General features: G+C 50.3%; 18 protein-coding genes and 1 pseudogene. 4 read left to right on the top strand and 15 right to left on the bottom strand.

The genetic code is table 11. The features are described from left to right. The first annotated feature begins 12 nt into the window (after nt 1-12). Complete coding sequence (locus tag VB741_RS08960; protein ID WP_323364824.1) at nt 13-3240, top strand: alpha-mannosidase; 3228 nt, start codon at nt 13-15, stop codon at nt 3238-3240. 246 nt (nt 3241-3486) lie between these two features. Here VB741_RS08960 and VB741_RS08955 read toward each other — a convergent pair whose 3' ends face one another. Further along, complete coding sequence (locus tag VB741_RS08955; RefSeq protein WP_323364823.1) at nt 3487-3888, bottom strand: single-stranded DNA-binding protein; 402 nt, start codon at nt 3886-3888, stop codon at nt 3487-3489. Nucleotides 3889-4107: 219 nt separating this feature from the next. Further along, a complete protein-coding gene (gene glgA / locus VB741_RS08950; RefSeq protein WP_323364822.1) occupies nt 4108-5583 on the bottom strand; it encodes a glycogen synthase GlgA in 1476 nt (491 codons plus the stop codon). A gap of 332 nt (nt 5584-5915) precedes the next feature. Between glgA and VB741_RS08945 the strand changes: the two genes are divergently transcribed. Further along, nucleotides 5916-6107, top strand: a complete 192-nt coding sequence (locus tag VB741_RS08945; protein ID WP_323364821.1) for a hypothetical protein — start codon at nt 5916-5918, stop codon at nt 6105-6107. 266 nt (nt 6108-6373) lie between these two features. On the opposite strand, the gene VB741_RS08940 is transcribed toward VB741_RS08945, so the two are convergent. From VB741_RS08940 to VB741_RS08885, 13 genes are all read right to left on the bottom strand, one after another. Then, on the bottom strand, nt 6374-9025 hold the full coding sequence (locus VB741_RS08940; RefSeq protein WP_323364820.1) for a phycobilisome rod-core linker polypeptide: 2652 nt from the start codon (nt 9023-9025) through the stop codon (nt 6374-6376). Nucleotides 9026-9107: 82 nt separating this feature from the next. Next, nucleotides 9108-9374: a phycobilisome linker polypeptide gene (locus VB741_RS08935; RefSeq protein WP_323364819.1), complete on the bottom strand. Its 267-nt coding sequence runs from the start codon at nt 9372-9374 to the stop codon at nt 9108-9110. 48 nt (nt 9375-9422) lie between these two features. After that, nucleotides 9423-9506: a phycobilisome linker polypeptide gene (locus VB741_RS26285; protein ID WP_442786325.1), complete on the bottom strand. Its 84-nt coding sequence runs from the start codon at nt 9504-9506 to the stop codon at nt 9423-9425. After that, on the bottom strand, nt 9466-9714 hold the full coding sequence (locus VB741_RS08930; RefSeq protein ID WP_323364818.1) for a hypothetical protein: 249 nt from the start codon (nt 9712-9714) through the stop codon (nt 9466-9468). The genes VB741_RS26285 and VB741_RS08930 overlap by 41 nt, the downstream gene beginning before the upstream one ends. A 94-nt stretch (nt 9715-9808) precedes the next feature. Continuing rightward, complete coding sequence (locus tag VB741_RS08925; RefSeq protein ID WP_323364817.1) at nt 9809-10621, bottom strand: phycobilisome linker polypeptide; 813 nt, start codon at nt 10619-10621, stop codon at nt 9809-9811. 87 nt (nt 10622-10708) lie between these two features. Next, complete coding sequence (cpcA, locus tag VB741_RS08920; RefSeq protein ID WP_323364816.1) at nt 10709-11197, bottom strand: phycocyanin subunit alpha; 489 nt, start codon at nt 11195-11197, stop codon at nt 10709-10711. Between the two features lie 64 nt (nt 11198-11261). Then, nucleotides 11262-11780 carry a phycocyanin subunit beta gene (locus VB741_RS08915; RefSeq protein WP_323364815.1) on the bottom strand — a complete coding sequence of 173 codons (519 nt, stop codon included), beginning with the start codon at nt 11778-11780 and terminating at the stop codon, nt 11262-11264. Between the two features lie 543 nt (nt 11781-12323). Further along, on the bottom strand, nt 12324-13100 hold the full coding sequence (locus VB741_RS08910) for a phycocyanobilin:ferredoxin oxidoreductase (protein WP_323364814.1): 777 nt from the start codon (nt 13098-13100) through the stop codon (nt 12324-12326). A gap of 161 nt (nt 13101-13261) precedes the next feature. Beyond that, on the bottom strand, nt 13262-15181 hold the full coding sequence (locus VB741_RS08905) for a response regulator (protein WP_323364813.1): 1920 nt from the start codon (nt 15179-15181) through the stop codon (nt 13262-13264). A 4-nt stretch (nt 15182-15185) separates the two neighbouring features. After that, a complete protein-coding gene (locus VB741_RS08900) occupies nt 15186-15566 on the bottom strand; it encodes a response regulator (protein ID WP_323364812.1) in 381 nt (126 codons plus the stop codon). Nucleotides 15567-15581: 15 nt separating this feature from the next. Then, nucleotides 15582-17765: an ATP-binding protein gene (locus VB741_RS08895; RefSeq protein WP_323364811.1), complete on the bottom strand. Its 2184-nt coding sequence runs from the start codon at nt 17763-17765 to the stop codon at nt 15582-15584. Between the two features lie 323 nt (nt 17766-18088). Beyond that, the gene (locus VB741_RS08890; protein ID WP_323364810.1) at nt 18089-18958 is read right to left on the bottom strand and encodes a phycobilisome linker polypeptide; all 870 of its coding nucleotides are present in this window, start codon (nt 18956-18958) and stop codon (nt 18089-18091) included. 26 nt (nt 18959-18984) lie between these two features. Continuing rightward, a complete protein-coding gene (locus tag VB741_RS08885) occupies nt 18985-19803 on the bottom strand; it encodes a phycobilisome linker polypeptide (protein ID WP_323364809.1) in 819 nt (272 codons plus the stop codon). 184 nt (nt 19804-19987) lie between these two features. On the opposite strand from VB741_RS08885, the pseudogene VB741_RS08880 reads away from it, so the two are divergent. Both VB741_RS08880 and VB741_RS08875 read left to right on the top strand, forming a co-directional pair. Then, nucleotides 19988-20731: pseudogene (locus VB741_RS08880) on the top strand (phycobilisome rod-core linker polypeptide); the annotation flags it as partial. A gap of 443 nt (nt 20732-21174) precedes the next feature. Beyond that, nucleotides 21175-21504 (top strand): GNAT family N-acetyltransferase, encoded by a 330-nt coding sequence (locus tag VB741_RS08875; protein ID WP_323364807.1) that lies wholly within the window; start codon nt 21175-21177, stop codon nt 21502-21504. Nucleotides 21505-21641 lie beyond the last annotated feature (137 nt).

Genomic DNA, 21641 nt, shown 5'->3' with positions numbered 1-21641 from the left:
CTTAGCGGAACTATGAACGCCTCAACTCCATTTCTGACGAACCTGATTCAAGAGTTACGGACCTATAGCCAGCAAGATGTGCAGATGCATTGGCATGGGTTGTATGACGATCGGGGGGGAGATCTATCAACTGCCATGGCCCACGGGGCTCGGTGGGATGACCTGCCGCTGAATGAGCGGCAGCATATTGCTTGGCCCCATGGGCGGGTGCTGTGGCTATATCAGCGGTTTACGGTACCTGAAGCCCTCAATGGCTATCCGGTGGAGGGGTTGACCCTACGGTTAGCGACGGCTTGGTGGGCCGAGGATGCTCAGCTTTATGTGAATGGAGAGTGGGTCCAGGGGGGGGATTTATTTGACTTTTTTGTTCGCCCTTGTTTGAGTGATGCTGTGGTGCCAGGGCAGGAGTTTGATGTGGTGCTGCGACTGGAAAGCCCGAAACATGATGCGGGGGCGCTGGTGCGATCGCACCTCATCTATGAAGCCCCAAACCACCCCCTCAGCCCTGAACCCGGCTTTGTCGCTGACGAATTAGAAGTTCTGCAGTACTATTTGCAGTCCTTAGCCCCAGAAAAACTGCCGGATGTGGAGGCCCTCATTACCCAAGAATGGCCAGCCAGCCGTGGCGAGCTGCATCAGCGGTTAGCCAACCTGCGCCAGTGTCTGTTGCCCCATGGCGACTGGGTGAAACAGCGACAGATTCACTGTGTTGGCCACGCCCACCTAGACTTAGCCTGGCTGTGGCCAGTGGCCGACACCTGGCGGGCGGCGGAGCGCACCTTTCAATCGGTGTTAGCGCTGCAGCAAGACTTTCCTGAGTTAACCTACACCCATTCCAGTCCGGCTCTGTTTGCCTGGTTAGAAGTGCATCGCCCCGAGCTATTTCACCAGGTGCAGCAGCAGGTTACGGCGGGAAAATGGTCCATTGATGCCGGACTGTGGGTGGAACCAGAACTCAACATTGTTAGCGGCGAATCCATTGCCCGCCAGATTCTCTACGGCCAACGCTACTGCCAAGAGAAATTTGGTGGGCGCAGTCTGATAGCCTGGTTGCCCGACACCTTTGGGTTTTGTTCCCAGTTGCCCCAGTTGCTAAAACTGGGCGGTGTGGAAGTCTTCGCCACCCAAAAACTCAGATGGAACGATACTACCCAGTTTCCCCATGAGTTATTTCGTTGGCAGTCTCCGGATGGCAGCCAGGTGTTGGGCTGGACCTTGCCCCCCATTGGCACAGATTTTGACCCGGTGAAGATGGCCGCCTATGCTGTGCAATGGGAAGAGAAAACCAAGAGTCCCCATACCTGTTGGCTACCGGGAGTGGGTGATCATGGGGGTGGCCCCACCCGTGACATGTTGATCAAAGCTCGCCGATGGGCAGAATCGCCATTTTTTCCATCGGTAAAATTCTCCACCCCAGGCCAATTTTTGCACAAGGTATTGGATCCAGCAGAACCGGCAAATCCCATAGAGTGGGAACGGTTCACCACCTCAAAAGAGAATCTCGATGAGCGGGCGGTGACCACCACGAAAAGCGCGATCAACAAATTACCACTGTGGGACGATGAGCTTTATCTAGAGCTACATCGCGGTTGTTACACGACTCATAGCGATCAAAAACAACAAAATCGTCGAGGAGAAGATTTGCTCTACCAAGCCGAACTATGGGCCACGGTGGCACATCTGGTGGCTGCCCAGCCCTATCCAAAGGAGAAACTAGAGATTGCCTGGAAGGCCCTGTTGTTTAACCAGTTTCACGACATTTTGCCAGGCACATCAATTCCAGAGGTATTTGATGATGCCAATCGGGATTGGGCCCAAGTCCAGCAGCTAGGGCAGGCGGCGCTGGGGGCTGCCCTCGAGAGTCTGGCGACAACCTTGGTGGTACCAGCTGGCATGCAGCCCTTAGTGGTATTTAATGCCCAGGGCTGGACTCGAACTGAGCTAGTGGAGGTGGTGGTGCCGCCGGGGCCATGGCGGATTGTGGACTGCGAAACCCATCAAGCGGTCCAGTATGGAGAGATTCGGAAGGATCATCCGTTTGAGGATGCTGCTGAGGTGGCCAGTCAAACCTTGAGCTTTGTGGCAGAGGATGTGCCTGCGGTGGGCTATCGCTTGTATGGCTTGGTGGCGGATGAACCGGAGGCTGCCGTGCCAAAGGGGGAACGGGCCACTCCAGCATTTGTTTTAGACAATGGGCATCTGCGAGTGGTGATCTCTCCTGATACTGGCGAAATTATCTCCTGTATTCATCTAGCCACGGGGAGAGAGAGTTTTTGGGGGGCGGCGAACCAGCTCCAGTGTTTTGCAGACAGCGGCCAATATTGGGATGCTTGGAATATTGCCCCGAATTATGGGGAGAACCCCTGCGATCCGGCGGTGTTGCTCTCCATGCAATGGCAAGTCAATCATTCAATTTGTCAGCGGTTGCGGGTGACCCGGCGGTTAAATCAATCCACGATTGTTCAAGATTATGTGTTGGCGGCCCAGTCCCCAGTGCTGCAGGTGGAAACCTGGGTGGACTGGCAAGAAACTCAAGTGGTACTGAAGGTGAATTTCCCGGTCACGGCGGAGTCGGACCATGCCACCTATGAGGTGCCTTTTGGTGCGATCGCACGCCCCACTCAACCCATCACCGACCATGACAAGGCCAAGTGGGAAGTTCCCGCCCTCCGCTGGGCTGATTTAAGTGACGATACCTTTGGAGTGAGCATTCTGACGGACTGTAAGCATGGATTCGACGCCCAGCCTCGGCAACTGCGGCTGACGTTGCTGAAGGCTCCGCTGTGGCCAGATCCGGGTTGCGATCGCGGCTACCACCACTTTACCTATGCCATCTACCCCCACCCAGGCAATTGGCAAACAGCCCATACCCCGCACCAAGCCCAGGCCCTAAATATCCCATTGCAGACATACCTATCCCCCGCCGTCCCATCCTTTGCACCAGGCGCAGAGATGCCTGCCCGCCAGAGTTTTCTCAGCCTAGACTCGGAGAATTTCATGCTTGCCGCCTTCAAACCCAGCGAAACCAATCCAGCGGAGTTTATTGTGCGATATTACGATGCCTACGGAGTGCTGGCGAGCCACCAGGCCACTCCCATTACCAACACCCTAGGGTTGGCCGTGGACTCAGCCCTGAACCTTTTGGAAGAACCTATGGAATCTGGAGATGGTCGACCCTACCAGATTCATACCCATCGCCTTCGTCGCCACTCGTTTTCTAGCCATGGATTTAAAGGTTAGAGGCCGAGCTGTTGGTAACAACAGCTCGGCCCGTTTCTGTATATGGTGTAGCTGATAAGGGGTGGGTTAAATATAGTTCGTTTATCTACACATTACATTCAACCCAAATTAGGCCTGTCAGATAACAGTTCTGCGAAGATAATTTGAACTTTCGTTGAAGTTGCTGATTTAACATTGGCTTAAGCATAAAAAATCACCTTAAGCTACCTGGAAAATATACGTAGTTTCTCCGCAAAACTACCGGTGTTAAACCGCTACCGGAGTCTTGTTCTCAGCCCCCTGGTTGTTATTACTAGTCTCCCCATCAGGGTCTCGTACCACATCCAAATCAATATCTAGTACTTTCATTGTTAGACCGGCCTTGGGAGCATTATCTGTTTTTGATACATAGGGCCTGGGCTCTACACTGCCAGTGCAAATAATCAACGAACCTTTTTTCAAAAAAGGAATAGTCCGCCAAGCTGCAGATCCTTCCCAAATACTCAACCTAAGGGTGAAAGACTCATTCCGGTCCTTCACCCCACGCACATAGATTGTGGCATCCGCCACCATTGACTGACGACCGCTGCGCAAATCTACGGTTTTGACTGTGACATCAGCGGCTAAATTTCCACTGACGGTCCACTTATTCAGGCCAGCACTGGACATGGTATTTACTCCCTTGAAGATAGTCCTTTAGCTACCTCAGAATGCCCACCTGGAGCGGTTAGGTTGTTATGGAGACAATGTCTTAAAGAAGACAGCCTACCGTCGGGATCAGTCCCTGTGTTGAGGAAAACAAGACCTCTAACCCACGGAACCCCAGCTATATGCTCCGTATCCCCTGTTCGCTAGATGCTGTCTGTTAAATGCTGCTGCCTGACTCCTTTACCGATGACGAATGGAATCGTAGATCTTGATGTATTGCTTACCAGGAATATTCCAGGAATAATCGCAGGCCATGCCCTGCCGCTGGACCTGTTGGAAGCTATCGCGATCGGTATACCAAAGATCTAGAGCCCGGTCGAGAGCTGTCTCCAGGGCATAGTTATCCGACTGATAAAATACGAAGCCATTCCGCTTTTCCGGTGGTCGGCTTTCATCGTAATCAACGTCAAATACCGTATCCACCAAGCCGCCCACACCTCGCACTACGGGCACCGTACCGTACTTGAAGCTGATCAGCTGGGTCAGGCCACAGGGCTCAAAGTTACTAGGCACCACAATAATGTCTGCCCCAGCATAAATTAGGTGAGATAGCTCCTCATTAAAGCTTAGTTCCAGATGACAGTCAGGATTGTCATTTTGGTGGACCTTCTCATACTGGAAATGATCATTGATAGTCGCGCAGGTGGCTGATCCCAGCAGAACAAATTGGGCCCCCCGGTCGAGGGTGCGGTACATGGCATGATGCACCAAATGCACCCCCTTTTGCTCATCCAGACGGCCGATAAATGCCACTAGGGGTTTGTCATCGTGGCCCAACATCAGCCGTTCCCGTAGGGCTTTTTTGTTATAGAGCTTATTTTCCAAGGTGTCTGGGGTGTAGGGCTCAGAAATATAGGTATCCACCTCTGGGCTCCACAGGTTGTAGTCAATGCCGTTGAGTACACCCTTAAACTTATGCTGGTTGACATGGAGCGTGTGCCCTAGACCATAACCAAAGTCGCCATGGTGTGCTTCCCAGGCATGGTGGGGTGAAACGGTAGTAACCGCATTGGAGTAGGTGATCCCCCCCTTCATATAGTTCAGGGAGAAGGGGTTGAAATTATCCTGCAAACGCTCCAGGTTGAAGTAATACTCTGGGCGATTTAGTCCGGTGGCGTATAGGACATCGGTGCCTGCATTGCCCTGGTGCTTAAAGTTGTGGATGGTGTAGCACACGCGCTGGTGCTCCATGCCGTGAAACTTATAAATTTCAAACAGCATCACTGGGATCAGGCCCGTCTGCCAATCGTGGCAGTGGATGACGTCAGGACGTTTGTTACTCTGCTGTAGAAACTCTAGAGCCGCCTTACTAAAGAAGGCGAAGCGCATGGGGTCATCGTCGCAGCCATAGTATTGGCCCCGGCGAAACCAATTATCCTTATCGTGGGGTTCGATAAAGAAGCACAGCCGACCATGGACCCAGCCGCAGTGGACATCGCATTTAACTTCAGCTCCATACCAGGGCACCTTGAGATCTTTATAGGCATCGTGCAGACCCCAAATGTGGTCATACCGCATGCAATCGTATTTGGGCAGAATCAGCTCCACCGTATGGCCGCGTAGCTCCAGCTCACGACTTAGACCATAGACGACATCCCCTAAACCTCCGGCTTTAATGACCGGAGCGCATTCGGAGGCGATTTGTACGATATACATGCTGACCCCTTGCTGCTTATAAAAATGAGTTTTTAATGTATTGGCCTGGTCTAATTACGAACAAATGCACTAGGTAACTAGGCATTAATTACTATTAAGGGAATATTGTATAGAAACATGAAGCGTTCTGCAGCCTTGATCGCAAGGAATTTGATACGAAAAAGTAATGATTGGCGAAAAGTCAGGCAATGAGTGGCTGTGGACGCTAATCTGCCGAGTTGCGTCTACTAAAATTGAGGTGGCTATTAGGCTGGCCCTGATGAGATGCTCCTGTAGTGACAGTCCAAGTCCCTTTGAGCTGGCTACTACTCTACGACTGCGGAATAGGGCGGATGTGGCTGGGCAAGTGGAATGCCTATGTGCCGGATATAACCCACATTACCCAGCGGGGTGCTACCTATGTGATTGCGGATGGTGACGTGGTTTATCAGCATTGCGATCGCAACATCCTTGGCTTTGCCACCGACATGAGTCGTCCGCACTTAGCCCGCACAGCTTCAAATCCTGAACTGTCTTCCTCATAAAACACGATTTCACCTTCCAGGGTGTCATCATCTCTAAGCTGACACCAACCGCTACCGAAAGCTGGATCATTTTCATCGTTGCCTTCGGGTGTAACCGGTGTTCCACTCTAGCCATTTAAGTGACTGAAACGTTTATTAGGAGAGGGTTGTAGTCATGAGGAAGGAAATAGGACTAGAGTTGGAATATCACGTCCAACCTAGCCCCACTAATCCTCCCGATGAGCTTAAACCTTGCTTAGTGCATGGCAAATGCTTTTCTGCCGACACTATGGCACGGTTGTGTAAATGCCATGGGGGGCCATAGGACTGGCGCTTTGGCGAGTGAGCTGCTGGTGGAGCTGTTCCGAATTGGCAAAATTAGCTGCCGGTAAACTAGGGAACCGACGATAGGGGACCGTATCGTCACCAAACAACTGCATATATTCATCGGTTTCCACCAGGCTGTGCACAAAACCATGTATGCCCTGGGTGGCCAAAATTTGATTGTATTGACGAATCTCTGGCTGGTGGAGCGGTGCTCGGCCTAAAAAGTGTTTGGTGCCTAGCTCAATCACTTGGGTATTGGGATAGGGGGCATAGAACTCTTTCATGTACAGGTTGGAGCAGCCTAACGCTTCAACAAACTTTTTGACGGTGATTTCCCCATTGCTGAGCTTGCTTTCCAGGGACGTAAATTCGGTTTTAACAATATAGGGGGAAATGTCACGTTCAAAGATTTGGGTATAGGCTGCCCGCATCAGTGTCTGGAGGTAAATTTTGTCGTTAAGGGTGGTGAGCTTGAAGAGTTTGGTCTGCACCCGGCGAGAATTTACCCCTTGCCCTACTCGACGGTTGAGTTCAAGGGCGCCACGGTCATCTTTTACGGTCCCAAGTTCTATAAACCTGGGGACCTGAGGCGATGGGGCCGGCGCTTTCAGCCCTGTGGTGTTTAGGGTGCCTGGGCGTAGGGTGCGTAGAGACTTGCCAGCTGGGGTAATATAGCGCTCGTAAGGGACAACGTCATCGCCAAAATGTTTAATGTATTCTGGGCTGTCGATGAGAGTGTCAATCAGGGCATAGAGACCCTGTTTTGCACAGATGTCAAAATACTTGTTTATTTCCTGTCGCCCGTAGGTGGGGCGTCCCAACAGCCGTCGGTGAATATATTCCACCGCTTTTACCACATATAGGGGCGTCCAATAGAGCTGACGGAAGGTGTCAGATTTGGCCAGCAGTCTGACAAAATCCCGTAGACAGATCTCGCCATTTTCTAAGCGAGTTTCGGCGACCTGTAGGGCTTGCCCTGCGTAGATGTCGCGTCCAAAAATTTGTCGATACGCGGCGCGAATAATTCTTTTGGTAGCGCCTTTCGTGAAGTTGAGGCTATCGTGGGCCGGACTGTGATCTAGTTTGAAGATGGGAGATCTGAAGGTGCCGTTCTGTTGGTTGTGGGCTGTGGGATTGCTAATTTGGCTGTCTATGGCGGCTCCGTGGTGGATCAGAATGCGCCGGGTGTCTCGATTGAACGGTGCGGGCCGACGGCTGGGGTTACGGGTTTCCTGTGGAAAAATGGCGCCAAACTGAATTTCGAGGGGATCATTGCCCGACCCATAGGGATGTTGATCGGGTAAGGGTTGTGCGTAGGCGGCAAAGGTGGTGATGAACTGGGGGACTTTACGAAAGGGCGCACTGTAGTTGAAGAGATCGTGCTGGGGTCCCCAGTTGACGCATTCTTGCGCTTCTTGCCCAAAGCCTCGCAAATAGGGAACGGTTTCTTCGCCAAAGTAATCGCCATATTCGTCGGAATTGATTAAGGCATCCACCAGGGCAGGTAGCCCTTGGTTTGAAACGGCTGTAAAACATGTGTGGAGCTCTTGGCGAGAGCTGGGACCCCGGCCCAAAATATGTTTGAAGGCCAGTTCAATGGCACGACTGTTGGTGTACGGCTCAAAGAAATTTTGGCGATATAGGGAAGATGTGGCCAGGCGGCGAATAAATTCTTTCATGGTGATTTCGCCATTTTTGACCTTGGATTCTAGGTCGGAAATCTTTAAGGAATAGGCTCGGGTAATGTCTCGTTCAAATACCTGGCGGTAGGCCGCTTTGATCACCGAACATTTTTCGAAGTTAGACAGCCCCAGCTTCATGACAAACTTAGGCCGACGTTCGGCGGCATTGAAGTAGCTCTGGGGCAGCTTGAGTCCCTGTAGATCCGCAGAGGGTCGCTGGCGGATTTTGTCGCTAGGGGCGGGGGCTTTGAACTCGTTAACTAATACATTGAAGTATTGCAGCAGCAGTTCTTGGGCGGCGATGTCTTGTCGGAAATAGTTGAGGCTGGCAGCGCGCATCGTTTGTAGGGCGACGATGGTGGCAGCGGATGAGCAGGCGCGTTCAATGATTTCCCTGAGCCCCCGGACGTTAACCGTCAAAATATTGGGGTCGCCCGCCACAATGGCGTAGGTTAGGTAGCGCAGAAACCAGCTTAAATCCCGCATGGATTTCTGCATTTTATTGGGGCCGTAGCGCCCAATGTTAATGGGGCGAAAGTTGGCGGGGGTGGGGGTATCTTTAATGGTTAGGAACTCCCGCAAGCCCCCTAGAATACCATTAGAACCTTTGCTCGTGGTTGCGCCGTTCTCGGCTGGTGGTGGGGAACTTAATGGGAGTTCGATTTCTATCCGCTCTAGGTATGACAGGGGGGAGCCGCCGGTGAAAATGCGGTTGGCGGCTTGGGAAATAATGAGCTCGGAATATTCGGTGAGGGTGGCTGCGATCGCAAGCCGTTTTTTCCCCGACTTAAAAAACTCCGTCAGCGCCCCAAACTCGCCCTTATCCATATAGCGATCGCGCTGCTCGGCTTGCATAATGGTTGCAACCGGTACGGTTTGATAGAGCTTGGGGCGTACTAAAGGGCTTCCACCACTAGCGGTTACAGGCATTCCGTTTAAAGAGCTCCCTGGTAAGAATCGTGTGAGAACAAGATTTGAAATTAAACTGTTGTGGGCAATCTAACCCTGTGGGCTAGGTGTTGTCTTGGCCGTTGTTTTCTGTTACTGTTAAAACACTGTTCAGTGGGCGAATACTGACAATTTTCCCCCCCAATAAACCAATCCTCTGCATCTCTTCATTCATGCGATGAAACGGAACTTGGACAAACTGGGTATGGCTTTGGCGAATGGGAGCCTGGTGATTTACCGTCACCTCATTCTCATTTAATCCTGTCAATTCATACACAAACATGCGGCTATCCGCCGTAGACAGGCGACTGGTTGAATATTGTCCTAACATGGCAGTTCTTTCTTAATAAAAAGGCGAAACAATGGTGTAAGCGCGCTGCTATGACGCACGGGTAATGGTGGCAATTTGCCCACCCGTTTTGTTAATGCGCTGGAGTGTTTTGGATAAGGCCCCGTAGGGCACCACAAAAACTCGATTGCTGAGTCGAAAAAGATTCTAAACCTGTCAGCCGTTCCGACTTCATTAAGTAATCGTTCCCTAAGACATGCCGATAGATTGCCTGAATAACAACGCGGGCATTACTGCTTGAGTCGTTGGCGCGAAATTCTACAGGGCTTTGCTCATTAAACGGACTGATGCCTAACCATGCCGCCGATTGGGTAATCGCCACAGCTCAATCTCCTGATTAAAATAGCTAAATGAGGTCTGGTTGACGCAGTGTTCAAGGGGGGACCATGGGGACCACAGTTGAGACCTACACCAGCCTAGGCGGGGGTGATATCAATGATGCGACTGGAACGTTGGTTCAGTCGTTTTAATGTGGGCGATAGCTGTTCGTAAGCTACTAAATATTCCTGAATGCCTCGGCGAATTTGGGGGGTGCGGCCGCTGGCGGCTTGGGATACGCGGATGCGATAAAGCTTTTCCCGTTTGCCCCGAGTGATTCCCTGGAGTTCTTTGCCCAGACCCGATGCTCTCACAGGGGTGGCCGTATTGGTGGCTAATGCTGTGGTCAAGCGTCCCTGTTTATTATTGGTGCGATCGCTACTGGCATAGCCCCGATACAGCTGAAACATTCTGACAAAACCCACTGTTTTCTGATTTCGTTGGGTGGCAAAGCCTCGATAGTAGGGGACCGTCTGATCGCCAAAATTATCACGATATTCAGCAGAGTCTAAGTAGCTGTTGATTTCAGCTTCATACCCTTGCTGCACATAGAGGTCAACATGTTCAGCAATCTCCGTTTGATCGTAGGGAGCGCGCCCCAGCAGATGTTTGAAATTGAGTTCAATAAAGCGAACTTGGGGAATTTTAGTAAAGAACTTGTGTTTGTATAAATTGGAAAGAGCCAACGCCCGCACAAAATCACGCACGCTAATATGCCCATGTTTTAGCAGCGATTCAGCACTGGTGAGACGTTCTGATCGCATGATGTGGTCGTTGCCCAGTAGCTGGCGGTAGGTGGCCCAAATAGCGTTTTCAACATCTATTGCACTGGGGTAAGCTCTCAGTTCAGTGGGAACTACTTGAGCAAATGGTTCAAATCCTAGGAGACTAGCTGATGCGGCACTTGTCATAATTGCTTTCCAGAACTGTCGTTGATGGTTGATGGGCTAGTAACCTCCGTAGCCTGACAGCATCAGGCTACGGATTAGGTTTAACCCTTAGCTCAGGGAGTTAATGGCATAGTCAATATAGGAATTGGCTTCAACGGCGGCATCACCGCTCAGGCCATGGTTGCCCCGAATATGCTTCAGTGCTTCAACATACCAACTGGGAGATAATTCAAAAGCCTTGTTGATTTCAGATACGCCAGCCACCAGATAATCGTCCATGGGCCCTGTGCCACCCGCCACTAGACAGTAGGTGATCATCCGTAGGTAATAGCCAATGTCACGGGAGCACTTGGCTTTGCCCTCGGCTGTGGAGGCATAGTTGTCACCTTGCATCTGAGTGGTGTAAGGAAATTTTTGGTAGACCGATTGGGCCGCACCTTCTACCAGATTGTTGGCATTCCTCGCTAAGCTTTGGGCTGCAGCTAGACCAGCCTGGGCTTGACGAAAACGACCAAAGGCAACTTGCATTTCAACGCTGCTGAGGAAACGGCCTTGGGAATCGGCGGTGGCAACAGCTTCGGTCATGGGGGTCTTCATAGTGCTAAATCTCTCTAAAAATTATCTACAAAACTGACGAAAAAGTTTTTAACGGGGAGGACCCTTAGCCCACAGCACCCGCTGCTCGGTCAAAGTAACCGCTGAGTTCTGCCATTAGGGAGCTGCAGTCACCTTGGGTAATGCCTGCCCTATCATTAGCAATGGCCATGGCGGCGGCTTTCATTTTGTTGATGGCCTCTGCCATGGACGTGCCAGGGACTCCTAAGGCTAGGTAAGTCTCCCGTAAACCATTCAAGCACCGGTCATCTAACACACTGGCGTCACCAGTGAATATCGCGTAGGTAACATAGCGCAGAATGATTTCCATATCGCGCAGGCAGGCTGCCATGCGGCGGTGGGTGTATGCGTTACCGCCGGGGGCAATTAGCTGAGGCTGCTCTTTGAAAAGAGTCCGTGCTGCATTGGTGACAATTGCATTGGCATTACCTGTCAACCGGTTAACCACATCCATGCGCTTACTGCCCTCGGCAACGAGTTTATTTAGCGCGTCAATCTGGCCATCGCCAATATATTCACCCCGTGCATCGGCTTGGGCAATAACCTTGGTAAAAACATCGTACATGGAAAAATCTCCTACTTAAGACAAGTATGTACAAGTACTGAAGCTGCTAAGGTGAGCCTCAATTTTTATCGACTGAGATGCTCTAGCTGAAATACATTTCCAGTGGGTGAAAGTGATTTCTGATCGATGCGAGAGAGGAAAGTGCCGCTCTAGAGTGCAAGGATATACTAGGAAACATCTCACTAAAGAAAGCATCAAAAAATCCCTCTAGATAAAGGCGTTGTTGTCACCGTAGAGAAGCCTCGTTCTGACATAATTAGGACCGTTGGAAGGCAGCCTTAAATATGTGCTGAAGGACCTGAACAGCCTCTAAGGTGTGGCAACGTAGCCTAATCTGCTGCACGACTATCAAAGATTTATCGATAAGATTTGAGGGAAAAGAATCTTGATGACAACCAAGACTCTGACTTTTGAACCAATATGATTTAATCAATTTGGTTGTGCAGCTTCTGTGCACCCATGTGTGTCTGAATGCTTACAATTGCTCAGCCTTTTGAAGGATAGGCCTTTTGCCTGAGGCAGTGTGCTTAATAAAGCTTGGATTTATTTACATTCTGTTGCACTTTTATCAGATATCGCAGTTTCTGTATAGTCAAACAGCATGGTGCGTAGGTATCTGTCTGCCCAGGTTTCCCCAAAGGCGCGCTCTAAAATACGCCGGGTTTTGTCGTTTTTTTGTTGTTGCAAGCAGTAGCGTCGCTGCCCTGAAACTAGCTGGTCTTCTTGCTCGATGGATTCAACGGGCTGGGTTTGTTTGCTCAGCTGGCAGTGGGTTAATAAAAAGAGTCTGGCCTGGCTGAGAAAAGCAGCTTCTTCCTGCTCGTTGCCCGGACTGACAAATAAGCAAAATTCTGAAAAAATGTCTCCCCAGGCGGGTAGGGTGCGCGGTTGGGAAAACTGCTGACTAGGTAGCTTTTGCAGGGATTGATGATAGTTGATGGGAAGCCGGTTAAGGCTGTTGGTGGGGGATAGATCCACGATGGCTGCGCTAATTTTGCCTCGTCCTGCTACGATATCCACCCCAAAGATCGGCAGGGGAAAGTTGGTTCGGGGGAACATGACGCAGTGTAGGATGTCGAGGTGGGGCCCTACTTTGGCGAGTTCTAGGTGGAGTTTACGAAACTGTACCGTTTGATAGCAGTGGTTTTCAATGGTGAGTTTTTCCCCTTCCAGGCTGCCTTCTATATAGCCTAGGTCTTTGGGGATTTGGTAAGGATAGAGGGCAAATTGTTTCTTCCAGGCGATTTCAATGGTGTTGGCTAACTGGGTAATTAGGGGGTGTTGTTGTTGACGCAGGGAGGTGGAATAAGCTTGATCCATGGTGAATTGTTAAGTCGTGGTGAAATCTGTGGGGCAGTCTGTGCGATCGCAAGCTACCGGTTGGCCACGGAAATAATCCCAGGGCATAGTCTTACCATGGCGCACACCTGTGCAGACCCTGTGCACCTAGCCCAATGGGGTCAATTTTACAAAAATAACAACTAGTCAACCGCTAATAGGGCACTTTCTTGATTACACCAGGCATGGTAACGTTTGAGTCGATTTAAAATGCGGAATACCAAATTGTCTTCCTGACTAAACTTAGTAATATAGTCATCTGCTCCGGCGGCAAATGCCTGGGATTGTGTGGCTGGGTCCGCATGGATGCTCAGGAAAATAATCGGTAGATGCTGCCATTGGGGATGGCTGCGAATTACTTTGCACAGCTCAAAGCCATTGATGCCAGGCATTTCAATATCTAAAATAATCACATCCGGCATAATCTGGTTAAAGATCGTCCAAAAACGACTGGGATTTGCCAGGGGGGTAATTTGAAAATGCCACGGTTTCAGCAGTCTCATGGCCTTATCCAAATAGTGACTGTCATCATCCACCAGCATGATCTTGCTGTGGCGATACCTTAAATAGGTGGCCTGATCGATCGCCTCTAAAATTTCCGCAGGGCTGACCGGATATTCTAGTACCATGGCCGCCCCCCGCCGCACCAAATCCAGACGATTACCAAAGTCTCCCTGGGGCGTGATCAACACCAGGGGCAATTGGGGCCATTGTTGACTGAGGGTGGCCATCAACTGCAATAACAGCTGCAGACTAACTTCATTTAAGTCCAGAGCGTTGTCGCGCCCCACTAAATTGAGCAGTACGAGATCTGGCAGCTCAGCTATGGCATCCAGATTGTTGTCCCCGGGGGCATTTAACCCTAAAATCTCTGCTGCCATATCGGTGGAGGTGGCGATATCCACCTCTAAGCCTTGGGTGACCGCTAGGGCCATGAGTTGTTGAATGTAGGGTGCCCCGGTCACATCCAACAGCAAAATTTTGGGTAGGTGGGGGGTGTCTTCGGTCCAAGACACCAGCTGGGGCGGATTATCCAGGGCATGCCCCAGGGTGGTAACCAATACTTGAAATTGAGCAATTTGTCTGGGGTAGAGGGGCGTAGCGGTTGTTAACAACTGTTCTATTTGGAGGGCTAACCGATGCCCCTCAACCAGGCCAAAGATTCCTAAGGTGCCAGCTAAACTGTGGACTTTTTGCTTCGCCTGCAACCGTTGCTGTTCATTCAACCCCTGTTCTTTCAGGGTTTGGGATAAGGTCTTCAGGTAGTTCCAGCGTTTGATGCTTTCCCCCTTATGGGTTTGCCAAGTTTGAACGAGGCTGGCCAAATACTGGGCCTGACGTTCAGCGGAGGAGAGAGCGTTGTTTTTTTGAGTGGGTGGGATGTCGGTGGGGGAGGTGCCTAGGCGATACCCTAAACCCCGCACGGTTTCAATCACGTTGGCAGAAATACCTGCGACCTTGAGTTTTTGTCTTAGTCCTCGAATATGGGAGCGCACTGTGGCTTCACTGGGAAATTCATCGGAAGACCAAATTTGGTCTAGTAGGGTCGATGCATTAAATACCTGGTGACTGTGGCGCAAGAACAATTCGAGCAGGGCATATTCTTTGGCGGTGAGTGCGACTGGATAGCCCTGATAGGTGACGTTACAGCTGATGGGATCCAAACACAAATTTCCCCAGGCTAAAATTGGCTGGGGTTCAGTGGATGTGCGTCTGACCAGGGCTTGAATGCGGGCCAGTAGCTCCTTCACATCGAAGGGTTTCACTAAATAATCGTCAGCGCCTGCTTCCAAGCCTTGAATTTTGTCGGCTTGCTGATTTTTAGAGGACAACAGGAGGATGGGCACGCCATAGCCGCCACTGCGTAACCGTTGACACAGCTGCAGCCCATCTAAGCTAGGCAGTACCCAATCTAAAACAATCAGAGCATATTCAAAGGTGGATGCATAGGACCAGCCCGTTTCACCGTCGGCTACCCGATCAACAACATAGTTTTGCACCGTCAACTGCTGTATTAAGATGTCAGCCAGGGCATTATCATCATCCACCAATAAGATTTTCATTGAATTAGAGCGTCCATTGCAGTAGCTTGGCTATTTGACTGGCCAATGTCAGTGGGTCAAAGGGTTTGGTAATGACTCCGGTGACACCAATTTTTTGGAACAGACGTTTTTCGGCGGTGCCTGTTTTGGCGGTCAATAAAATTACCGGAATATGTTGGGTGTCGACGTTTTTATTTAGCCGTTCAAAGGTCTTAATGCCGTCTATTTCAGGCATCATCACATCTAATAAGATGGCGTCTGGGTGGTGCTGTTCTGCTAGGTCAATTCCCTCTAGACCCGATGATGCACAAATGATTTGCCAGTTGGCCTCTAGTTTTAGGCTGAGGCGAACTACCTTTTGGATGGGTTCTTCATCATCAATGACAAGGATAAGTTTCGAGTTCATGGGAATTTCTAATGCCTAATTAGCAGAGAGTGGGATTGTAAAATAAAACTTACTGCCTTTTCCTATCTGGCTTTCGGCCCAAATTGTGCCGCCATGTTGTTCAATAATTTTTCGACAGATGGTTAACCCCAACCCGGTGCCGCCTTTTTTTCGAGAATCGGATGAATCTACCTGGTAGAAGCGCTCAAAGATACTGCTTAGTTTATCGGTGGGAATGCCTTGGCCATGGTCCTGTACGCAGAAAATGGCGGCTGGTAAAGGCTGCTCTGGGGATAGGTCCGCTGGTTGAGACTCTAGAGGCTGCAGACTTAATGTAATTTTTTTGTTGGGTGCTGAGAACTTAATGGCGTTCCCAATCAGGTTGGTGAGGGTTTGCACAATGTAGTCGGGGTCAGCCCAAATCGACAGGGGCTGCAGCTGGGTTTGGATCTCAATTCTGTGTTGTTTAGCCATGGTTTGCATCGCTTCTGCTGCCTGCTCGACCAAGTCGGCGGCATTGCAAACCCCGTGGTCCATGGTGACGTCACCGGATTCGATGCGCTGTAGGTCGAGGACATTGTTGACTAAGCGCACCAGGCGGTCGGTGCTCTCGTCGGCGACGGCGAGCATTTGCTGACCTTCGTAGGAAAGATGGCCCAACCGTCCGGTGGCAATTAGCTTTAGGGAGCCGTGGAGGGAGGTGAGGGGCGTTCTAAGTTCGTGGCTGACGACGGCAATGAATTCATCTTTCATGCGCTCGATGGCTTTGCGATCGCTAATGTCCGTTGTGAGGGCAAAAAAGCCATTGATTTTAGCCTTACCCCTGGAGCCCAGTTCCACATGGGGAATATAGCTGACGCTCACCGAGTGACTGCGTTCGTCTTTGAAGATAATCTCACTTTCATAGGTCACCTGTTCGCCCTGGAGAGCGGCCTCGATGTGGGGCTGAATTTTCTCGTAGTATTCGGGGGCGGTGACGCTTTGGATGGCTTTGCCATGGAGGGTGACTGGATCTTGCCCCAACCAGTAGTTATAGGCCTGATTATTAAAGCCATAGCGCTGTTGCGCATCCACATAGGCGATCAACACCGGCAGATTGTTGGTAATCAGCCGCATTTGTTCTTCACTTTGGCGCAGGGCCATTTCAATTTGCTTGCGTTCCTGAATTTCTTGTTGTAACGCCCGATTGGTTTCGGTTAGTTCGGCGGTGCGCAGCTTCACCCGTTCTTCTAGATACTCCAGCATCTGTCCCTGGGACAGGGCAATACTAATTTGCGCCGCCAGTTGTTGCATTAATTCCAACTCAAAATCGGTCCACTGGCGTGGGCTTTCGCACTGGTGGGCAATTAGCAGCCCCCACAGCTCATGGCCGTCCGATGGTTTTGTTTGGGACTGTTCTGGAGTTAGGGGATACACAATTGGCACAATCAGCTTAGATTGAATATTCCACTGCTCGATAAATTCCAGTAAACATTCAGCAATGCCAGCATCTGGAGCGTGCACATCCTTAATCGAAAGAATCCGACCCTTGGCATAGCGTTGCTGATAATCTGTGGGAAAAACCTCCTCAGGAAAGGCCATGCCCAAAACAGCTGGATAAGCCTCCTTCACGGCTTCGCTGGTGGCTTTGCCAGTGCCATCGGGCAGCACCTGGTAAATTAAGACCCGATCCGCATTGAGCAGATTCTGGACTTCTTCCACCGTCGTTTGGAGAATATCCTTGAGCTGTAGGGACTGACGAATTTTGAGGGTGATTTCTGCAAACAGCTGTGCCCGTTGATGCTGGCGCCGCATGCTAATGGCAGGCTCTGAGTGGTTAGTGGCTTGTAATAGGCGTTGATGGGAAATCACGCCCACCAACTTATTTTGTTCATCTACTACCGGCAGCTCGCTAATGGGCTGCTGGTCAAAAATCTCTAGTACGGTGGCAGGGGTAGATAAATCTGCCTGAAGTATGGTTGTCGCTGGCTGGAGAATTATCTTAGCCAGCCTCAGTTTTTCCCAGTTTTGCCGTTGAGAAATGGCGGCTAATAAATTCTGTTGAGTAACAATGCCGATCACACTATGGCCGCGCAAAACCACAATACAGCCCTTGGTTGGCTGTGCAGTCAACTTGGTTAATGCCTTCGAAAGTAAAGTTTGGCTAGAGGCCGTAATGGGATGAGGATCAATGACCTCTTCCCACAAAAAATGTTCACCTGCCCCATCATCCCATCCCATTAGCGATTAGTTAAATGCTGCTACCTAATAATCTACGGGCTATTTAATGGATCGTTAAGCAATTGTTTCTATTCTTTAAAAACCAATTCATTGTTTGAAGCGCCCACAGCTAAGCAGTTGTCAAGAAACTACTTTACGGTTTAATCCGAAAAGGCTTGTTAAGCCATGATTTTAAGGAACAAGACCATGATGTTAATTTTTAACGAGCCCTAAATCAGCAGCTACAAAAATATTGCCAGTAGAAAAGCAAAAACTTCTCCACTGACAATGGATGTGCTTGACGAAAGACAATGTTTGACCTGGATTCCAACCTAGGTCCAGATTTAAAGCTCTATAATGCTGGCGATTTTTCCCCCTTGCCGTTGTACCCGTTGCATGTGGGGGCTGAGTTCTTCGTAGGGAATGATGACGGCTTTGTTGACCCGGCGCACTTTTGGATACCCAAGACCGTTAATACTGGCCACCTCGACTCGAAATAGTCTCCCAGCACCAAAGGCTTTGGAACCCCCAAATGCACTGCCGGAGGCATCGCCCTTGGGGGCGGGGATAAATGGGGAACGATGGGTGTTGCCTAGGGGTGGTTTGACAACGGCGGCTGTTTTCTTGGCTAGGTCGTTGACTAGCTGGGGGGCGTTGCCTGTGAACTGGGCGGTATCGCTACTGGCGTACCCACGGTATAGCTGAAACAAGCGGGCAAACCCAACGGTGCGTTGGCCCACCCCCGTGGTGACCAGGTCGCGATAGTAGGGCACAATGTGTTCCCCAAAGTAAGTCTGATATTCGGTGGAGTTAATGTAAGAGTCGATATCCGCCTCGAACCCATGGGATTCGTAAATATCTAAATGTTCGACGATCTCTTTTTGATCGTAGGGGGCGCGTCCGAGCAGGTGTTTGCAGTTCAGCTCGATGGTGCGACTTTGGAAGGTGTTATGGAAAAACTTTTGTTTGTACAGGTCCGACTTGGCGACTTGACGCACAAATTCTTGCACAGTAATTTTGCCATCCCGTAACAGGGACTCTGCAATGCTCAGTCGATCTGCGGCCAGCAAATGGGGATTGCCCAGCACCTGTTGATATACTGCAAGAATCACTGTTTCAACATCTTGCCGTGTAGCTTTGGGCCGTAGCTCCACGGGGCCTGTTTCACTAAAGGCGGATGTTCCTAGCCGACCGGCAGCTGTGGTAATAGCCATCTAAACTTCTCCTTTATATTGCGATATTAGACGGCAGTAACGCTAATGACCTTATTGCCTGCTCGATTTAGTTGTTGTAACTTCGTTGTTAGCTGATCGTAGGGCACCAGCAGTTCTGTGAGGCTTTGGCGTACGACCGGTGCTCTGGGGGAGGTGGGGGAGGCGGCACGGACCACTCGCAGTCGGTAAACGGCCCCACGGGCTAACGGACCCGCCAGGGCAGACGCCGAGGATGTGCTGATGGGAGCGGGCAATTTTTTGGCGACAGACTCGGTTAAATAAGGTTGTTTTTGGCCTCGGGCCCGGTCGCTACTGGCGTAGCCGCCATATAGTTGGAGCAATCGGCTAAACCCGACTGTGCGTTGACCCGCATGGTCGGTTTGAAAATCTTGGTGGGAGGGCACCAGGTTATCTCCAAATCGGCTTTCATATTCTGCCGAGTCAATGTATGAATCAATCTCGGCTTCGTATCCTTGGGTGAGAAATAGATCTAAATGATACGAAATCTCGGTTTGGTCATAGGGGGCGCGACCGAGGAGATGCTTGTAGTTTAGTTCGATGAAACGGACATGGAAGTTGGGATATAAAAACTTTCTGCGGTATAGGTCTGATGTTGCGATCGCGCGAATAAAATCTCGCACTGACAGAATGCCGCGAGTCAACAGTGACTCAGGTCCCACCAACCGCTCATTGTCCATAAGGTGTTCGTTGCCGAGTACCTGGCGATAGGCCGCTGCAATCACAGTTTCTATATCACGTTGGGACCAACTCGCTTTCAACTCAACCGGTTTCGTCTCATCAAAGGGTTTAATCCCTAATCTGCTAGCTTCCTGTAAACCCGCCATAATACTCTCCCAAACATCGTTTACTAAGCCAATCTCCATGTCCAACCATTAGACCAACTGCATTGTGCAAAACTTGTGCAGACTAAAATAAAGAATATGAAATATAAAACAAATCGAGCAGAAATTATAATTCACTAAAGCGATACAGCTGTTTCACTTCATCAGAACCAAGGTTTGCATAAACATGACTATACCTATATTGGCGTATTCTCTTTCCTGCCCCAATCACCGTGTTGATGCCCTAGGTGCTCCGGATGATGAAGCAATAGTTTATTCTACCGATGAACTGTTCTCACCCTTGGAGATGGGGGAGCTAATCAGTGCCGCTTATCGACAAATCTTCTTCCATGCCTTTGATTGGGATCGCGAAACTGCCCTAGAATCTCAGCTTCGCAACCGCCAGATCACGGTGCGTGATTTTATTCGAGGGCTGCTATTGTCCAACACATTTATTGATAGCTTTTACACTAAAAATAATAACTATCGCTTTGTTCAACACTGTATTGAAAGAGTGTTAGGGCGACGAGTATATGGCCAGGCAGAGAAAATTTCTTGGTCAGCCGTTGTCATGAGCAAAGGCGTTGCAGGGTTTATTGATGAGCTACTCAATAGCCATGAGTATCTTGAGAATTTTGGGGAGAATATTGTGCCCTATTACAGGCGTCGTCTTCTCCCCTGTCGCAATGTTGGTGAAATCCCCTTCAACATTGCCTCCCCTCGTTATGAGGCCTACCATCGCGATCAACTAGGGTTCCCCCAGCCCATTTGGCAAGGGGTGGTGCAGACGTTTCGCCCCTACGATCAGCAGCCTAAAACGGGCAGCCCTGCACTATTTCTCGATATGGCTAAACGGGTTAACCCCCAGATACCTAGGCCACCCCATGTATCTGTGGACAACATTGACATTGCCACGGCTGTGCCGTATCGCACCGTTGGTTCTGAGTCACCGTCCATGACCTCCTCGGTGCAAGCCAATGCGAGACGACGGCAGCAGCCAACAAAAGCAATTTCATTTCTCAATATGGCGAAAGAACTCACCCAGTCACCTAGTGGTTCGTCAAGATTAAATTTTCGGGTAGATGAGTGATTAGCTTAAACCTTGCTAAACCTCATACCCTACTCCCTACTCACCATTCCCCGGAGGCTGAGCTTGTCGAAGCCCACTCCCGATCCCAACCCGAATTTTTAACTTTGACGCTGTACTAGTAGTCTGTTCAGGCGAGTAGGCGGAGTCCCGCTCATCTCCATAGCTGTGATGCTTGGTCCGTGTAAATCTTCGGTAGTTACTGAGGCGCACTGGGGTTTGAGTACATTGATATGGCACCACAATAGCGATAAAAGTATCTGTAGATTCAGTGACTGGACATAGCTATGGGGTCCCGCGTATTTATTCGAACCCCTGATGCAGACGACTGGTCTGTGCTTGTAGAGCTCCATCAGCGCAGTGCGGATTTTCATACCCCGTGGGTGGCTTTGGCCCAGGACGAACGCGGTTATAATCGCTATATTCAGCGTTGTCAATCCGGTACGTTTGAAGGATTGCTGATTTGCCATGTTGTGGACCATGCGTTGGTAGGAGTGGTCAATCTCAGCCAGATTTTTTATGGTGGGTTTCAAAATGCCTATTTGGGCTACTACGTTAGTGTGGCCTATGCCGGGCAGGGGCTAATGACGGAAGGGGTAACCCTGGGGTGTAATTAAAAGTGACAGTCAGGGTTAGGCAGCGGTAGGCAACTGTTGTTCCCAATAATCATTCCATCCATCATTTTCTCGCAATACTCTCAAGGTCATGAGCTGCTCAGCCTTCTCCACGGTCCACCACGCCCCCGCAATATCGA

It is taken from the genome of Leptothoe sp. PORK10 BA2 (assembly GCF_034932105.1).
Lineage (GTDB): Bacteria > Cyanobacteriota > Cyanobacteriia > Phormidesmidales > Phormidesmidaceae > Leptothoe.
The sequence above is the reverse complement of the archived record's forward strand: the minus strand, read 5'-3'. Positions and strand labels throughout refer to the sequence as shown.